Annotated in this window: 10 protein-coding genes; all 10 read right to left on the reverse strand. The window is 33.3% G+C overall.

The features are described 5' to 3' along the window. Positions 1–43: 43 nt before the first annotated feature. The 10 genes from EM932_RS03230 to EM932_RS03275 all read right to left on the reverse strand — a co-directional run bounded on the left by EM932_RS03230 (position 44) and on the right by EM932_RS03275 (position 18,207). Positions 44–1,912 (reverse strand): glycoside hydrolase family 36 protein, encoded by a 1,869-nt coding sequence (locus EM932_RS03230; protein ID WP_135875433.1) that lies wholly within the window; start codon positions 1,910–1,912, stop codon positions 44–46. Between the two features lie 10 nt (positions 1,913–1,922). Then, positions 1,923–3,257, reverse strand: a complete 1,335-nt coding sequence (locus EM932_RS03235) for an MGH1-like glycoside hydrolase domain-containing protein (RefSeq protein WP_135875435.1) — start codon at positions 3,255–3,257, stop codon at positions 1,923–1,925. Positions 3,258–3,517: 260 nt separating this feature from the next. After that, entirely contained in the window at positions 3,518–4,906 is a 1,389-nt protein-coding gene (locus tag EM932_RS03240) for a sugar porter family MFS transporter (RefSeq protein WP_135875437.1), read from the reverse strand. A gap of 127 nt (positions 4,907–5,033) precedes the next feature. Further along, on the reverse strand, positions 5,034–6,584 hold the full coding sequence (locus tag EM932_RS03245) for an alpha-L-fucosidase (RefSeq protein WP_135875439.1): 1,551 nt from the start codon (positions 6,582–6,584) through the stop codon (positions 5,034–5,036). Between the two features lie 82 nt (positions 6,585–6,666). Continuing rightward, positions 6,667–8,055 (reverse strand): glycoside hydrolase family 30 protein, encoded by a 1,389-nt coding sequence (locus EM932_RS03250; protein ID WP_135875442.1) that lies wholly within the window; start codon positions 8,053–8,055, stop codon positions 6,667–6,669. 59 nt (positions 8,056–8,114) lie between these two features. Then, positions 8,115–9,701: a sulfatase family protein gene (locus EM932_RS03255; RefSeq protein ID WP_135875444.1), complete on the reverse strand. Its 1,587-nt coding sequence runs from the start codon at positions 9,699–9,701 to the stop codon at positions 8,115–8,117. A gap of 92 nt (positions 9,702–9,793) precedes the next feature. Continuing rightward, a complete protein-coding gene (locus tag EM932_RS03260; protein ID WP_135875446.1) occupies positions 9,794–10,510 on the reverse strand; it encodes a fibronectin type III domain-containing protein in 717 nt (238 codons plus the stop codon). Further along, entirely contained in the window at positions 10,510–13,467 is a 2,958-nt protein-coding gene (locus EM932_RS03265) for a T9SS type A sorting domain-containing protein (RefSeq protein WP_135875448.1), read from the reverse strand. The genes EM932_RS03260 and EM932_RS03265 overlap by 1 nt, the downstream gene beginning before the upstream one ends. Before the next feature lie 38 nt (positions 13,468–13,505). After that, positions 13,506–14,939, reverse strand: a complete 1,434-nt coding sequence (locus EM932_RS03270; protein WP_135875449.1) for a sulfatase — start codon at positions 14,937–14,939, stop codon at positions 13,506–13,508. A gap of 868 nt (positions 14,940–15,807) precedes the next feature. Beyond that, positions 15,808–18,207 carry a right-handed parallel beta-helix repeat-containing protein gene (locus EM932_RS03275; protein WP_135875451.1) on the reverse strand — a complete coding sequence of 800 codons (2,400 nt, stop codon included), beginning with the start codon at positions 18,205–18,207 and terminating at the stop codon, positions 15,808–15,810. Between the last annotated feature and the right edge of the window lie 167 nt (positions 18,208–18,374).

The raw sequence follows: 18,374 nt of genomic DNA on the forward strand, positions 1-18,374 counted from the left end.
CTACATCTCTTAAATTTAGAGTATATAATATTTACCTTAGTAACTATTTACTTAGATCTAAAATAAGCATTCCAGATTGCGGAACTTTTAATGTATGAGTGCCTTTATTTAGTGTGATTTCTTTTTCAAATATTTTTTTTCCTGTACAATCCAAGACGTTTAAGGTTCCTTTAAAATTTGATTGTAATTGAAACGTTATACCTGTTGTTGCTTTTGCATTTATAATATCCAATCGTTCAAGATCATTATTAGCAGTAACAACAATATCTTCATAAACTGTCGTGATTTGATGTTTATTATTTATAGCTGTTAATGACGGATAATTTGCTCCGGGATTTGAAGGCATAAATTCACCATCTATTAATATATCCTGGTTATTGTTCCAATAGTTAAACCAATAACGAATCATATTCAAATGATCTTTCGGAATGTCTTGTAACTTTACAGATAACTGAGGTACACTATATAAAATATTTAAAATCTGAAGTGCCGCTTGCTCTACGGTTTCTTCCGGTCTCCAAATAAACATATCGCTATGCACTGCTGTATTTTGAGCCATAATACGCAAATTGGTTACTTCAACCTTATTAGCTACGGCATTGTTTGGCGCATCAACTCCTCTAAACATATTACCATACTTACGCATTAATGGGCCTATATAGGGTTGTCTAAACTCAATTAAGATATCTGGTTTTAATGCTGTTAATTTTGCTGTAATTTCAGTCATTAACGCATCCGTTGCAGTATTGACACTGGCGAAATCCCGACCATCTGCTTTTGTTAATTCGGTCTCTTTTGTAGCAGTGAACCACCCTATAAAATCAAGTTTAAAGCCATCTAGTTTCCATTCTTGCATAGCTTTAATATATGTGTTAATCATATATTCCCGTACTTCTGGATATCTTGGATCTAAAACATAAGTGCCTTGACTTTTCCAATGGCGTAAATATTTTCCTTTAAATTTTGGATAGTTTTTCGCTTTTTCTCCCATAAATGGCAAAGAATACCATAATAGAAATTTCATATCTTCTTTATGTACAGCCTCTACAAATCCCTTCATGTCTGGAATTCGGTCTGGATTCCAATCGCCAGTATACGCATAACCTCTATTGCCATCTTTCGTTTGCCAGCCATCATCTACAATAACAGCTCCACACCCTAAGGTTTTTGCTATTTTACATTCTGCAACAATCTCTTCGGCAGTTATACTCTGATGGTAGCTATACCAAGTAGAATACATTGGCTTTTTAGCATCATTCGGTACTTGCATAGGCTTATACATTGGATTATTAGCCCACCAACTCGCTACATCGTCTATTGATTTATAATACGGAATGGCTCGTGTGTCTATTCTCAATTGAATTTCGTATGCTCTTGTTTTCGGCATCTTTTCTCCAAAGAGTTTTATTTTTGGATAAAAATGAACGTCTTCTTCTTTTAGGTTACTTGCAAAATCTGACATATTCAAAGCGTCTGACAATGCCATGGTTATACGATTATTTAATGCATGGTCATAAAAAGCTAATACTGGTGCATTTCTTGATGCTTTGGCTGAAAAACCACTGTAATAATAATTTACTTTATCGATAGCAATTTTAGGGTTCCAATACCCATTGACAGCTAACGATGGAAAACTAAATTTTATAGTAACTGGTTGTAATTCTGAAGGTGTGTCTGCCGAAAATTTAAAAGTGATTAACTGCACACCTTTAACTTCTGTTGTAATAACTTTATCTACTTTAAAATCACCTAAATTGCCTTCAACTTTTATACTATCTTTAATAATTTCCAAAGGTTGAACAGCTTCAATTCCAGCTAAAGTATAGTTTAATTTTTCAGATTTATTACAAGAACAAAACACTAGAGTTAATAGTAATAAACTTGTTACTTTTTGAAATGCCGTGTATTTCATTTATAATGTATTAATTAACTTCTAACAGTAAAAAGTCGCCTTCGGCTGCTCCCATTAGCATGTTTTGTACTAATAGATTCCAACCAACAAAACCAGTAAAAACACCGCCTTTAGACTGATCTGCTGTTGGTGCCAAAGGAGCACCTGTGTCTGCGTGATAATTCTCGTGCATAGAGCCATACGCTGCTATATCTTTTAATACGAGTGTTCCTAATGTGGATGCCAATTGTTTACATTCTTCTGTAAAGCCATAATTTTTAAGAGCAATATAATACATATAGTTTCCTACTGGCCAAACTGGTCCTTGCCAATTAGAATAAGGTACGATAATGTTTTCGTTATTGTAATCTGGGTCTTGTTTGGATAGTGAACGTAATCCATAAGGTGCTAATAGATGGTCTTCGTTCCATAGATAACGTTTTATCATTTCACGTCCATTCTCCTGACTTACCAAATCCGTATGCATTAAGGCTATAAAGTTAGAGTAGCTTACTCGTTTGTATGGTCTTCCTGTTCTATACATATTCCAAAAACTTTTAGCATCGTCATCCCAAAGGTATTTTGTAATATTTGCTTTTAATACTTTTGCTTTTTCAGCATAGCTATTGGCGTCTTCTACCTGCCCCAGTTTGGTCGCTACATTTTTCATTGCCAAATACTCTCGATACATAAAAGCAGATAAGTCTACTGCTAAAATGGCACCTGGTTGGTTTTTATCATTGGTTAATACGACATTGTTATCTCCTCCGCTAGACATGGCATCATCCCAATAAAACAAGCCATATTTTTCGTCTAAACTTATTTTTTCACGATAGTTAATAATGCTTTTTATTTGTTTGTATACTTCTGGTGAAATCCAAGCATAATCATTTAATTTTTCTGATGCTAAATAAGTTCCTTGTCCTATAAATGGTTTCATTGCAAATTTTCCAAATAATGGTCTTGGTCCTTTTGTTGTAACACATCCTGGTACGTAACCTTCTTTATCTGCTGCTACCGCAAAATTTAAAACCCAATATTTTAAATATTTTGGTTGTCCAATACTCATTAAGTGTGTACCAATATAAAAGCCATCCCAATCCCACATTTGTTTATAAAATCCTGCTGGAATTAAATAGTCGTACTTTATAAAGCCTTCTGCAGGACGAATGGATTGTGGTCTTAATTTCGAAAATGCTTTCTTCACTTCGTTATTTAAAGAATCTAAATATGTTTTAGATGTATTTGGAACCATGCGATCACTTTTAGTAATAGTTTCTATAGGTATCGCAACATTTTTATTATGGTTACAAGAAAAAAACAAATTCATGGCTAAGCATACTAATATTACAGATATGGATTTCATTCAATTAAATTTTACACTGTTTAGATTTTTTATATGTTCAATTTTAACAATTAATAGTATAGAGCGTTTTTTGATTTAAACTAAATAAATAATGATTTTTTTTTAAACTAAAAAGCAATCACTTATATTAACATCTGATTGAACACAGTTAAATTCTATAAAAAACTATCAATTTTCAAGACCTTTCGACTTACTCGAGCCAACAAGCAACAATACTTACAGCTTTTGTCCTACAAATTAATACCTTTATTTATACTCTTTTAAATTTCCTTCTCTATTTCTTCTAATGTCTTGCCTTTAGTTTCAGGTAATTTTTTTAATATAAACAGAAAACCTAAAACACATATACCACTATAAATCCAGAAGGTTCCGTAGGCTCCTAAAGCTTCATTTAAAAGTGGGAATGTAAAAGTAAGTATGAAACAGGCTACCCACAATGATAGTGTTGCTAAAGACATGGCAATTCCTCTTAACCTATTTGGAAAAATCTCGGATAAAACGACCCAAGTGATTGGTGCTAATGACATGGAATAAATACCTATGGCTATTATAACCAGCACTAAAACTGGTAATCCTTTGAATTCAAAATAATAAGCACCACCTAAAATAGCATACACAATAGCTAATCCCAATGCTCCAAAAAGCATTAATTTTCGACGTCCCCAACTATCAACGGTACGCATAGCTACTAACGTAAATATTAGATTAACACTACCTGTGATCACAATATTAAACAGCATATCTCCTACGCTATACCCAGCCGAAGTAAAAATCTCCTGCGCATAATTAAATATAATGTTAATCCCACACCATTGCTGAAAAACTGCTAGAACAAAGCCTATAGTTAGCACGCCTATTACCTTCGGGTTTTTAAATTCTGAAAATGATACTTTTTCTTTAAATGTATTTTGAAATGTTGATTTAATATTTTGAAGTTCTTTCTGGGCATATGCCATACCTCCTATTTTTTGTAAAACATGAAGGGCCTTTAATTCGTTATCTACTTTTACTAAAAACCGTGGACTTTTAGGTATTAAAAACATACATATAAAAAACAGTAGTGCTGGCACTAACTCTGCCCAAAACATGACTCTCCAGCCAGTTTGCCCATTCCATGATGTCAATATTTCTTCTGCCGATACAGACTCCACCATAGGATCTGCAATTATCCAATTAGCAATTTGAGCTGTTAAAATACCTACAACAATTGAAAGTTGGTTTATAGAAACAAATCTACCTCTATATTTGGCAGGAGCTACTTCGGCAATATACATCGGGGATAGCGTAGATGCTAATCCAATACCTACGCCCCCAATTAAACGATAAATAATAAATAAGGTAAAATCGTTTGCAAAACCTGTTCCTAAAGCAGATACCGTAAATAATATAGAAGCAATAATGAGAGACTTTTTTCTTCCTAAAATATCAGAAATAAAACCTGAAAGCACAGCTCCAAAAATACAACCAATTAGAGCACTACTCATAGCCCAACCCTGCATAGATGGGTTATCTGCTATATGGAAAAACTGTTCGTAAAAAGGTTTTGCGCCTCCAATCACAACCCAATCGTAACCGAATAAAAGTCCACCTAATGCAGAAACGATAGATATCCCTGCTATATACTTTAAATTAAATCTTATATTCTCCATGTTAAAATCTATTTTTATATTTCATTATGAACCTTTATCGATGAACTGGTAAGAAACTCCAATACACATACCAAACGTTCAATAGTATTACGTATTGATGATCAAGATTTAGTAAAACTTCTATTTTTTACTCTGCTAAATTCTTATATTTTAAATCTCCAGAAACTATTTTAAATACCGTCGCATAAGGTGATACTATATCTCCAGAGGGTATTTTAATGTTTAGACCTGCTTCTAATACTTCATATTCTATTTTCAATTTAGACCCCAATAGTTCAATACTTTCAATTTCATAGTCATATAAAGGAGAATCTTTTTTCAATGCTTTAATCAAGACTTGTTCTTTAGGTACTCCTAAACATATTATAAAAAAATCTTTTCCTCTTTGGGTGAATCTAAAATCGGAATCACTAAAAACAAGCCCAGCATTTTTACGCTCAGACATATGTGTAACATTCAAATCTTCTAATGTAGGTCCTTCTCCAAAAATTTTCCAAGGGCGAGACTCATAAATTGATTCACCATTAATAGCTAGCCAATTCCCCAATTCAGAAAGAACATATTTTTGATTTTCTGGTATTGTACCATCTGCTTTAGGTGAAACATTTAAAAGTAAATTTCCATTCTTACTTACAATATCAATCAAGCCGTCAATAACAACATTTGGAGATTTTACAATCATTTTTTCGGTATAACCCCAATTAAATACTCCTAAAGCGGTATCGGTCTGCCAAGGTTCTTTTCTAATGTCATTTAATTTCCCTCTTTCAATATCTAATACGGCACAACCGTCTGGCCAAATATGTCGAGAATTGTTTTTATAGTTAAAAACCACTTCTTTTTTCAAATCCAAGGCATGATTATAATAATATGATAATAACTCCAATTTCGTAGGCATACCTTCATGAGCATTCAATGCGCCATCAAACCAAAGTAAATCTGGTTCATAAAGATTAATCATGTCTTTTGTTCTATCTTCAAAAAGTTTTAGAAACTGCTTATCTGCTGGTTGCCCCTCTGGATGTGGACGCCCATATAAACCAAAATTTTCAGGATCGGAAGTATCAAATTTTTCATCATGCTTATAATAATACCAATTTTCAGAAAAATGTGATGAAATCCCAAACTTTAGTCCACGTGCTCTTGTTTCTTTAGCCAACTCTCCTGCAATATCTCGTTTAGGCCCCATGTTTAATGAATTCCATTTAGTTATATTAGAGGCGTACATAGCAAAACCATCATGATGTTCTCCCACTGGTACTATATATTTTGCCCCTGATTGTTCAAAAACATCAAGCCATTCTTTTGGATCAAATTTCTCTGCCTTAAACATGGGAATAAAATCTTTATATCCAAATTTTTTCTGGTCTCCATAAGTTTCTTTATGATGTTTATATACGTTCCAAGACAAGTCTCCATGCTTGCGAGTGTATGTCGAATCATACATTCTATTAGGATACCATTCATTACAATATGCTGGTACCGCATAAGGTCCCCAATGAATAAAAATCCCCAGTTTAGCATCATTAAACCATTTAGGCACCTCATATTTTTGTACAGATTGCCAATCTGGACGATAATTTTCTTGTAAGTCTACAATTTGTTCATTCTTTTCTTTACAAGCAGATAAAAAAAATAGTATGCATATTGTTGTAATTAATATATTAATTTTAATCATTTAAAGTGTGATTTTAATTTTGATAGTTGCCAAACAATCCATTTAATTAGTTTGAAAAACACCTATTTTGAACTTCTATTTTCTATTTTTTATTAACAACTATAGCCGAGAGTGAATTTGCTGGTACTTCAACAACTGTTTTTTCACCAGCTACATGACATTCAAAATATTCTACCTCATTTTTTTCATTTTGAACCAATAGATAAATTTCGCCATTATTTTCAACAGAAATTATATCAGAACGACAGAAACTAGCAATACGCTTTGCTCCAGGTTGTAAAAATTTACTCATCAAATATATCACTGCATAATCAGGATTATATGTAATTGTTTTTTCATCTCTGTTTATATTAATCAATGAGTTCTGTTTCCAGTCCCATCCGCTCTTTCCTGTTTCATTTAGAATCATATTCCAATAACAGTAATTAGGAGATCCATGATTAATATAGCCAGCGACTTCACTTAATCTTGTTCTGGCTTGTTCCATCGAATTTTTACCATTAAAACACTTACCTTCTGTATGCATCATATTTACTCCCGGAAATAGTGATTGCATATCATTGATATATCTTGTCTTGGTGTATTGAATACCTATGCCATCCACAGAATTTCGCATTTTTTTATCTGCCACAAATTCAATGGCATCTAATTGTTGTGCAGTACGAAACGTTCCTGCCCATACTCCAGTTTTAACCTTGTTTTTTTGAAAAGTGGGGCGTAAATATTCTTTAGAAAAATGTGCCATTTGTTCTGGTGGCATAACACAAGACGGGTATTTTGTATGAACATCTGGTTCATTTTGAATGATAATCCTATCAATAACAACTCCATTTTTAGCATAATTCTTTACATATTTTAAAAAGTAAAGGGCATATGCTGCATAAACTTCAGGGTTATCTTTCAAATGATTTTTTTCTGGAAATTCAACCCCCCTATCCATATAACCCGAACCTTTCATCCAACCGGGCGGGCTCCATGGGGACGCAAAAATTCTAAGGTTTTTATTAAATTTATGGGCTTTCTGTATATATGGCAATACAGCTTCTTTTTCTCGCTTAAAAGAAAAATTCTCCATTTTATAATCTCCTTCTACTTCACTATAACTATAAGCATCAATACCAAAATCACTCGCTCCAATTGCTGTTCTACAAAAAGAAAAACCACTTCCATCGTTTTTACTAAATAAATTTTGCATCAACTTATTTTGCATCCTATTTGGTAAACTAAACAAAGCTTCTCCCCCTATTTCATTAAACGCTCCTCCAATACCTTCTAAGGTTTGAAATTGAATATCTGGATAAACAGTAATTTTTTTTCCAGAATTCTTCGAAGATTTGGGTGTGTATTTCTGAATTGGATTTTCAGAAATTGTTTTATCATCGCTAATATCTACATAATAAACACTTGTACTTAATTGTGCCTTTGCTAGTAATGAACTAATAAATATTAGGAATACTATACCTTTTTTCATTTTATAATCTTATTATATATTATTTTAATCAATTTTCACACTGCAGTATTTAATAAACATCAATCATTCCAATGTTTATCGATAATTTCTTGTAAATGCGGAAATTCTTGATCTTCCTCATTTAAGGTTTTTCTAGTTTCCAGTAATTCTTTTTTCATATTTTCAATGACATCTTTATACTTTGGATTCTCATAAAGATTATTCATTTCTTTCGGATCATTTTTCAAATCATAAAACTCCCAGGCTGCAGGTGTAGGAAGTACTTTATTGGAATGGTTTTCATCGTTCCAATACATAGAAAGTGTTCCTTCTTTTTCGAGATTATGGTAACGACCATAAAAGAAAATCAACTTGTAATCTTTACTTCTCAATCCAAAATGAGCAGGAATATCATGATGTACCATATGCATCCAATAACGATAATATGTCGACGTGCGCCAATCTTTTGGAGTCTCTCCTTCAAGCGCCTTCTTCATGCTTTTACCTTGCATATAATCTGGGACTTTACCTCCCGCCAACTCGATTAAAGTTGGTGCAAAATCCGTATTATTTATAATGATATCTGACCGTGTTCCTTCTTTTATTTTCTTAGGATAATGTGCTATAAAAGGCATGTGTATAGATTCTTCATACATCCATCGCTTGTCTTCAAAATCATGCTCTCCAAGCATCATTCCTTGATCTGAGGTATATACAATAATGGTATTTTCCCATAAACCATTATCTTTTAAGTATTTAAAAAACCGCCCTAAATTATCATCCACTCCTTTTACACAACGTAAATATCTTTTTAAATATTCCTGATATGCTGCACTAGTAGCTTCCTTTTCTGTGGGTCTATCGCCAGTTTTAAAAATATCAACATAACTACGATTGGGGTGCCTCGTAGAAATTGAGGAACCTATAACATTAATTAAGCTATCATTGCTCCCACGCGTAGCTTCAGATCCCCAATTTGGTTGATTGTATAAACTTTCTGGCTCAGGAATTTTAACATCCTGCAGATAATCTGCATACTTAGGATTAAATTGAAACATATCATGTGGCGCTTTGAAATGATACATAAGAAAAAAAGGTTTTTTAGTCTCTTTTCTATGACCTAACCAATCTAACACTTGATCTGTAATAACATCTGAGCTATGTCCTTCGTACTTAACAAAATTATCTGGCCATTTGCCTTTTCCTTTTACTCTAAATTCTGGGTTGAAATACTTTCCTTGAGATTGAAGCACTTTATAATAATCAAATGCTACAGGTTCATTATGTAAATGCCATTTTCCAATCATTGCGGTTTCATATCCCAACTTCTTCATTTCTTCTGGAAGGTATTGTTTCGTTGTAGACAAGTCCCCCCATAAATCAAGTACCCCATTAGTTTGACTATACTGCCCTGTAAGAATAGATGCCCGACTTGGTGTGCAAATTGAATTGGTGACAAAACAATTTTCAAATATCATACCTTCTCTTGCTAATTCATCTAAATGAGGTGTTGGGTTTAAACTTGCTAGCCTTCCTCCATATATTCCCGTAGCATTTGTCGCATGATCATCCGTCATGATGTATATAATATTTGGTTTTATCTTTTTATCATCTTTGCAGGAATATAAAAAAACTGATGCTGTTAGTAAGAGAAAAAAAAGCTTCATATCATATATTTTTTAACGGTAATAATTGGCAATAAATCATAAGAAATTATGTTTTTAACGTTCATTTAAAAAAATTGTTTTAAATACGATACTTACTCTGTTTTAAAATTCCAAACCTGGCCTATTGTTACGCCTCCTTTATCATCTCTCGCCAAGACTTTCCAATAATAGGTTGTATTTGCTGCTAATGATGAAGCCACATAGCTCTTTTCTGTATGGCTTGTGACCGCTGTGGCAACTGGGGGATTGTTAGTGTCCAAATATACATCAAAGACCAAGGCATCGTTATCTACATCTGTAGCTCCCCAAGATAATGATACGGAATTACCTTGAGTCGTTGAGCCTAAAGAAGGCTGAATAAGTTTAGGTGAAAATGGTAAATGGTTTTCTTCGCCTATCCCCTCAGTATAAAGTTGAAAAATCGATGAGAATTCACTAGAGGCATTCTTACTGTCGTTTGCTTTTACTCGCCAATAATATGCCACTGCTTTATCTAATAAAACGGTTTTAGTTGTAGAAGTTAAATTCGAAAAGCTATGGGTTATTTGTGTAAACTCAATATTCTTTGAGATCTCTATGGTATATTTTACCGCATCCCCATCTGGATCTGTTGAAGCCTCCCAATTAAAAACAAGATTGTTGTCTATACATAACAGATTGTCTGTGGGATCTGTTAAAGTTGGTACTGTTGGTGATGTATTTCCATTTGGGCCTGGATCAGGATTTGGATTTGGTGCTGGATCGTCACCACCTCCGCTACATGAAACAACTGCTATACTAGCTGCTATAAGTAATAAATATTTTTTCATTATTTCTTCATTATTTTAAGAACCTTAGGCTTCTTGTCCAATTGAACAACTGCAAAATATATGCCTGCCGGTTTATTGTTTATATCTAATTGAATTTTCCTATTGTTTACTTTATAACTCTTTGTGGAAATTAACTGCGAGTACACATTGTATAGTTCTACGGTTACAACTTTTAAGGGCATAGATAATTCTATTTCGAAATTACCATCTGTTGGATTTGGAGACGAAGTAATAATGCCATCCATGGTTTTGGTTAAAGCACCTTCACAGGCTACGCTTGTTTTAACTTCTATTGAGTCGCCATAATTGGCCACTACAGAAAATGATTTTGATGAGGTCTGTAAAACCATTTCACCATTTACCAATACATCAAAAGGTGCTGTTCCATCGGTTATATCTATAGTTACCTTGTTTGATTTTATGCTTGTTTTTCCTGTAACACTTGTACCTTCTTCTATTTCTACACTATAACATTGCTGCAAACTGGTAGCTGTATTGGTGATACATAAATCATAAGTTCCCGGTGCTATATCCTCTATTGTCCATTCATTAGTGAAATTAATATCTGCTGTTCCATTAAAATTGGCTACATAACTTCCAACATTTTTTGCTACGATCTTTATTTGTCCGTTATTCTTATCCGGACAGGTCTCTCCTGTTGTTTTAATAGTATAACTATCATCACCTATCTCTTCAGTAGCTCCTAAACATGGTGCTAATTTATAAATCATCTCCCCAGAGTTATAGTATAACTGATCATTAATGGTATCGTAATTATATGTAGCATCATTAACGTGACTAGCTTGTCCATCAAATCGCTGTTTCATTTTTTGACGATATACGTCCTTATCAGGCACAGTACATCTGTATTCATCGAGAAATAATCCAATATTTTCAAATGGAATATCTGGAGCATAACCAGGTCTTGGTTCTTTGAATTTAAAATTAAGAGCGTTAGGATTCACGAAAATATCTAAACCTATATCTTGGCTTCCTTGAACAGGTTCTATTCCTCCACTTAAAACATTTTGAGTATTTCCATAAAACATATTATCTGTATAATCACATTCATAAGGTCTAAATTGGTCATTATCATTATACGCTTGGAAAAGTGTTTTCATTTTCGGATAACGCTGATACCAAAAATCATCTACTCTATCTGTAAAATTATCAGCAGTTAAATTGGTTTCCCAACCACTAGTCCCTGTAATTTTTAACATTTTCCCTATGTAATTGTCTTTATCATTTGATGTTGGGTTCGTACCCAAGTAATTCATAACCTTGTTATATAAACTAGCTTTACTACTACCGTTTCTAATACCTCTATAGCACTCCAATACTACATTTCTTGAAACAGAATGTGCCCCACCTTGATTCATTTTAAGTGCTTCCCAGCCTCCTTTGTATACAATGTTTTCATAAACTTCTTCTCCTGAATCTAAATCATCAGAGAAAAAAGAAGCTCTCCCTAATAACTTAGGCACACTCATAATATGATGCACAAAATTGTGTCGAATTTTATTCCCAAAAGACCACAAGGCCGCACCCGTATAAAAAGCACCACCATCGCCTTCTTCAATACCAACATTAAATGCTTCATTGAGTTCTATAACATGATCTACTCCTGTATGTGTAACAGGTTGTCCGTTCATATTGTGAATTAAATTATTTTTAAATGCATTACCTGCTCCACTCATTCCACAAGCCTTACCATAAAAGTCTTTTGAGTATACTTGTGTAAAATGACAGTTTTCTATAGAATTATTACCATGTTCTATAGATGTAGATGTCATCTTCCCACCATATAACCTAGTACTATTAGGAATATCATAAAAATCACAACTTAATACACGACAATTTCTTACATCGTGCCATAAGTTAACAGCTAATATGGGGCTTGAAATATATCTAAATGTTACCCCTGCAATTAAAACATTATTACTGCTACCTGTTACATTAATAGCTCCATCGCCGTTGCTCCCTCTACCAACATTTTGGATGGTCATTTTTTTTATCTGTACATCTTGAGCATCTTTAATTTCAAAACATTGAGGACCAGCCCAAGCTCCTATTTCTGTATCTTGGCTTATAGGTGCATAAGGCCAAATATATAATCGGGAATCATCACTATCAAAATACCACTCTCCTGGTTCGTCCAATTCACATAAAAGATGGTAAACAAACAAACGATTAGGGTGTCCTCCTAATTTTATGTCATATCTAGTACCATCAGTAAGTCTTATATCTCCACCACTACTAACTGAATTAACAGAAAGGTCTTCTTTATAAAAATCTGCAGAGAAATATCCTTTAACTCTTGCCTTCTTTATTCTTGATAGCTCCGCATTCCATTTAGAACTGTTTATAGGTTCTATTAATTTAAATAGGGCACCTTTAGGGTCTTCATCAGTTCCTTCAACTCTAACTTGATTTCCACTTACTGTACCATTATTCATATGGGCATATCCATTATTGGGAAATCTTGCAACAGTAGCCATTTTATTATCTATAGAAATCTGAGAAGTCGGTTTATTTAGAAATTCTTTTAAAGCGACATCTGTAATAACCTGTGAGTATACTTTTCCGATGGCATTGCTGTGCAATTTAGCTGACAAATCACCATCAGCTACCAATTGGAATTGCCCTGGGTCAATAAATTCACTCCCATCAAATATTACTTTTTCATCTTGATAACCAGTAAATATAATTCCTGAATCCTGTCCATCCAGATTACAAGTCGTGTCAAAATTATATCGACCTCCACGGATATATATCGTTTTTATCCCAGTGCTTCTGGCCTTGTCTCTTGCTCCAATTAAAGTCGCTAAAGGCTCATCAATTGTTCCAGTATTACTGTCATTACCATTTGTGGATATATAAATTTGTGCATTGAGACCAATAGAAAATAAAAACCCTATTAAAATTAACTTAAATTGTATTTTTTTTACATTCTTCATGGTTTTTTAAATTGAATATTACTAAAACATTTTTTGAATTAATTATGGGCTGCCCCATAGAATTTTTCCATATTATATGTAGGAGCACCAACCTTTTTTCTCCAGGAAATCATTCTTTTTTTTAATTTCTTTACTATTTTTGGAAATTTTTCTGCAAGATTATATGTTTCTGAAGGATCTTCTTTTAAATTATATAGTTCAAAATGCGCTTTATAATTATCTGGCATTTCAAAAAATTGCATCAACTTCCAATCATCTCTAATAATTGTTTGAACACATCTGTTTTTATCAGCAACAGGATATTTTAAATGAATGAGAGAAATATATTTTAACCAATTTAAATCCCTGTCTTTTATAGTCGCACGTCTGTCTTTAAGCAGATTTGAAAAATCTATTCCATCAATATTTTTATTGTGTTTTGCATTACCTTCAACATTTGCCATAGATAATAGTGTTGGGTAGTAATCAAATCCAATAATGCGCTCATGCCTAACACTATTTGTTTTTACTACAGTAGGCCATTTTACTAATAAGGGCACTCTAATGCCTCCCTCATAAGAAGATCCTTTACCTGCACGCAACGGATAATTATCAGTGATCCCCATCCCTACTTCACCGCCATTATCACTTGTAAAAACAACTATAGTATTCTCTTCTAACCCATTTTTTTTCAAGGCTTCAAGGACACTTCCAACAGCATCATCCAGATGCTCTACTAAAGCAGCATATACAGCGTGTTTGTGCTTTGTATTAGGCTTTATTAAAGACTTGTATTTTTTTATTTTCTCTTTTTTTGCCGTTAAAGGTGTGTGAACTGCATAAAAAGATAAATTCAAAAAGAAAGGTTTACTACTATCTTGAGAGTCTATAAATTTAACAGCTTCTTCAGCTAAAGCATCCGTTAAATGGTCCCCTTCTTTTCTGTCTTCTAAATCTGGGATTTTGGATACTCGTTTTTGTTTTTCATTGTTAGATTCATAAGGGTAAAAATAACTGCCTGGACAACAAAATTCATTCGAAGCGATATCTACATCAAAACCACGAGTATGGGGATTGTTATCCCCTTTGCCTATATGCCATTTGCCTATGTGAGCCGTATTATAGCCACCATCTTTAAGCGCTTGAGCTATAGTTACCTCTCCTAAGGGCAATGAATTATCTCCAGAAGCAACTCCATGAAATTTCCCATGACTTACAGCTCCAATTCTTGCAGGATATTTACCTGTCATTAATGAAAGACGGCTTGGAAGACATGTAGGGTGAGAAGAATAGGCCTGATCAAAATAAACACTTTCTGAAGCCAATTTATCTATATTTGGTGTTAAATGGGAATCACTCCCTGTAAAACCTAAATCGGCAAAACCCAAATCATCTGCAAAAATAAAAACAATGTTGGGGTGTTTAGAATTTTGAGCATCTATTAGCTCCACCAGAAATAACATTACGAGTATAAACGTATTTCTTTTCTTCATAGATTCAACTTATAATTTATATACTCAAAACTAATTGTTATTCTCTTTTTTTATGTAGACATATCTGTCTCTATAGGAAGTCAAATTGTTCTTACTTTATTATTTTACAAACCTAAACGTTTTGTTTTCTTAACATAAACCGTTTATCTATCTAATACGTAAATACTTTTTTGTTTACTTCTTAACATTATTTTTAAACACTACATCTTGGTATCTAAAAAAGCTATTTGTTTCAGATAAGTTTATTTGTGAATTTTTGATGACACTAAATCGTAGAAATAAAACGAGCTTAAAGCAAGGAAATTGGAATGAATTTTTCTTAACCTATTCAATGCTTTCCCATTCGTGTTTTCAATTCTTGTAATGGTTTTATCCATTTTTCAGGAATTTTTCCAATTCTATCAGAAGGAACATTTAACAGGAAATTAACTCGATTATCTAAACATGCTTAAGGTTTTGTGACTAGTTCTCTTTCATTGGTTTCAATTTATCATCATCATTCCAAAACCATTCATTTCCTATGGCATGTTTGATTCTACCGGAACATAATACGCTTTTCCAGAGATATTTAATATCGAAGTGTATTTTTCTTCTGGTGATATCAATCCAAAACTGGGTTAATGGACTATATTTCTCTAGGAGTTCCCTATTTGAGCAGTCATAAAATTTTGATATAAATGAGATGTAAATGGCACTCCTTTAGCTGTATTAGCTTCAGTAAGAATACTCAAAGTGCCATTATAATTTTCACTTTAATCCGGCGTTAGACTCACAAAAATATGATAATTATCCCAAGATAAAAAAGTTACATTTTAAAGAACTTTTATTATTCCTCTTAAATGATTTCCCATCTGTCTCTGTACAAAAATTATTTTAAATAACTTGGTTTCGGGTATCGAGCATTCACAACTTCTGCACTATAACGACCTCCTTTTTCATTTTTAAATCTCTTATATACGGCACTACGGTACTCCCTTTTATTTGGTGTTTTTGTTCTAAAATCATCGTTAACAAGTCCGATTTTTTCAAACGGAATTGGCTTAAAATCTACCATGGGTTTAAAACTTTTTTTGAAACGAAAATCAAGTGCTTCTACATCTACAAAAGCGTCAAGTGCAATCTGCTCAGGCAATTCAAAATGTCCTTCTTTTGGCAAATCTATAAAACGACCAACCTCCTTACTTTCCATCCCTTCAACTGTCCCTGAGCCACCATGGATATGAAAAGGTTCCCTAACTTTATAAATATAGTTGAGATCAACATTTCCAAATGTCTGTGCCCAAGGGTTTATTTCTATCATGGCTTTTAATTCTGGAAAAGCATCTTTCCAGGGATTCTTCATCCAGGCCTTTTCTCCTATCACATTTTCAGTGATGTAGAGATAATCTCCTTTATCACCTTTAGGTAAATCTCGTCCAAAACGAGAAAGATCATCCCATTTTTTCTGAATACCTTCTTGCTCAATTGGCTTTTTTAGTGTCCACCATAAAACATTACAATCTAAAGTAATATTATTTTGAAAATCGTTGAGAGGCCCATCAAATTGTGCACTTGCCCTACCTGGACGATAAAATACATTTCCATATAATTTAAGTCCTGCTCCATTATCATCGTTTCTAAATGCTGCAACCGGGTGTCCACCTGGTTCAATCAAGTGATGTACAAAATTGTACCGTACAACATTATTCATAGTATACCACTGCGCACCACAATAAGCGACATTAAAATCGCCCATTTCGTAACCAATGTTATAAAATTCGTTATATTCCATCAATAAATTAACGGTCTTATACATAACGGCTCCATTCATACTATGCAATAGGTTATTAGCAAAATAAAGCCCTACACCATTTAATGAAACAACTCCATAACCTCTTAAGCGGCAATCTCTAATTACATTGTTTGTTGCAAAATTATAAGAATGCTCAAGAGAAGCAAAATCACCTCCCTTTATGCTAAAAGCTGAATATAAATTATAAAAGTCACATCCTGTAATTCCGTTATATTTACCTCCGTCAATTTCAACCCCCTTACCAGCACCATTTCTCACAATGCTTCCTGCCAAAATATTATATTTACCTCCTGAAATTATAAACGCTATATCTCCGGTATTTTCAATAATAAAATCACGAAAAGTAACATATGAGGTATTCTCTAATTTAACAAGCGGATGCTTTTTACTTTTATCGATCGATGCTTTTTGATTTCCAATAACTGTTAAATTTGATTTACCTGCCTCAAACCCTTCTATTGGCCAAACATAAAGGCGTTGTTCCTTTTTATCATAATACCATTCTCCAGGCTCATCAAGTTCTGCAAGCACATTAAAAAGGCGAACACGACGTGGTATAGACTTTATTTTGTCTACAATACCATATCGAGTATGATGTAATAGTTTAATCTGGCTTGACTCAATTTTACCAATAGATTCATCTTGAAAATACCAATCGTTATGAAAATATCCTTGCGCTTGTATATCTCCTGTGCGTTCAAACTCTTCCTGTATAGCTGATGAAAGTTCTTCTTTTAATATGAATTTACCACCAGTTGGGTTTTCTTCACTATAAGGCATCGGTTTTTCACCTGGTTTTAGCCAACGTGTTGTTGGACCTTCATCAATAATTTTATCGATATGGTTGTATCCGCGATTGGGCCATTGTGCTAATTGAAGCATATGCCCATCCATAGCAATCTGCCCATATTTTCCTTCTCCGGGAAAGTATTGAGAAAGATCATCGGAAGACAAATCTATACTCATGACCTTACCGCGAGCTTTTACATGTAAGCGGTTAAGTAATTCTTTCTTATCAACTAATCTAAAACGTTCTGTATCAATCTCAATACCATCAGTTAAAATTACTTTACCATTTTCTGCGGCTCGATATACAATGGGAGCTTGAAACGTTCCTCCATCTTCTGATGTAAGTGAAATAGTCTCACTAATTGAATATGTTCCATTAAGTAATATAACATGTATGCCTCCTTTTGGTAAACCTGAAGACTCTTTTAATTTCCTTATGGCATCTCTAGCTGACTCTATACTTTTAAAAGGTGATTTTTTAGTGCCTTTATTTTTATTGGATCCATCAACAGACACATAAAACCTTTTCCCTGGTTTAGTAATTGGTGCTAGCTGATTTTCAGTATACTTATCACTGTACTCATTAAAAGAATGAATGGGTTGTTTAATCCTTTGAGCTTCTAAAACATAAGGAGCTAAGAATATAATAGCTATTAAAATAAAGTAATTATACTTTTGTACTTTCATTTTTATGTTTTTATATTTTTTTAGTTTAATTATTAGATTTCTTTTTTAAACTCATCTACATACAATCCTGATTTTATCAAAAGAAATCATACTTTCAATGTTTTTTATAAACTTTTTGAATAAAAATTTCTTAAAACCGACTATCCCCGAGACAAACCATAGGGGTA

Origin of the sequence: Flavivirga rizhaonensis (assembly GCF_004791695.1) — a bacterium.
GTDB lineage: Bacteria > Bacteroidota > Bacteroidia > Flavobacteriales > Flavobacteriaceae > Flavivirga > Flavivirga rizhaonensis.

Bases quoted from the DNA above. Each gene is read 5' to 3' on its own strand.
- EM932_RS03265 (WP_135875448.1), bottom strand. From the start codon at position 13,467: ATGAAGAATGTAAAAAAAATACAATTTAAGTTAATTTTAATAGGGTTT.
- EM932_RS03230 (WP_135875433.1), bottom strand. From the start codon at position 1,912: ATGAAATACACGGCATTTCAAAAAGTAACAAGTTTATTACTATTAACT.
- EM932_RS03245 (WP_135875439.1), bottom strand. From the start codon at position 6,584: ATGATTAAAATTAATATATTAATTACAACAATATGCATACTATTTTTT.
- EM932_RS03270 (WP_135875449.1), bottom strand. From the start codon at position 14,939: ATGAAGAAAAGAAATACGTTTATACTCGTAATGTTATTTCTGGTGGAG.
- EM932_RS03275 (WP_135875451.1), bottom strand. From the start codon at position 18,207: ATGAAAGTACAAAAGTATAATTACTTTATTTTAATAGCTATTATATTC.
- EM932_RS03255 (WP_135875444.1), bottom strand. From the start codon at position 9,701: ATGAAGCTTTTTTTTCTCTTACTAACAGCATCAGTTTTTTTATATTCC.
- EM932_RS03250 (WP_135875442.1), bottom strand. From the start codon at position 8,055: ATGAAAAAAGGTATAGTATTCCTAATATTTATTAGTTCATTACTAGCA.
- EM932_RS03260 (WP_135875446.1), bottom strand. From the start codon at position 10,510: ATGAAAAAATATTTATTACTTATAGCAGCTAGTATAGCAGTTGTTTCA.
- EM932_RS03240 (WP_135875437.1), bottom strand. From the start codon at position 4,906: ATGGAGAATATAAGATTTAATTTAAAGTATATAGCAGGGATATCTATC.
- EM932_RS03235 (WP_135875435.1), bottom strand. From the start codon at position 3,257: ATGAAATCCATATCTGTAATATTAGTATGCTTAGCCATGAATTTGTTT.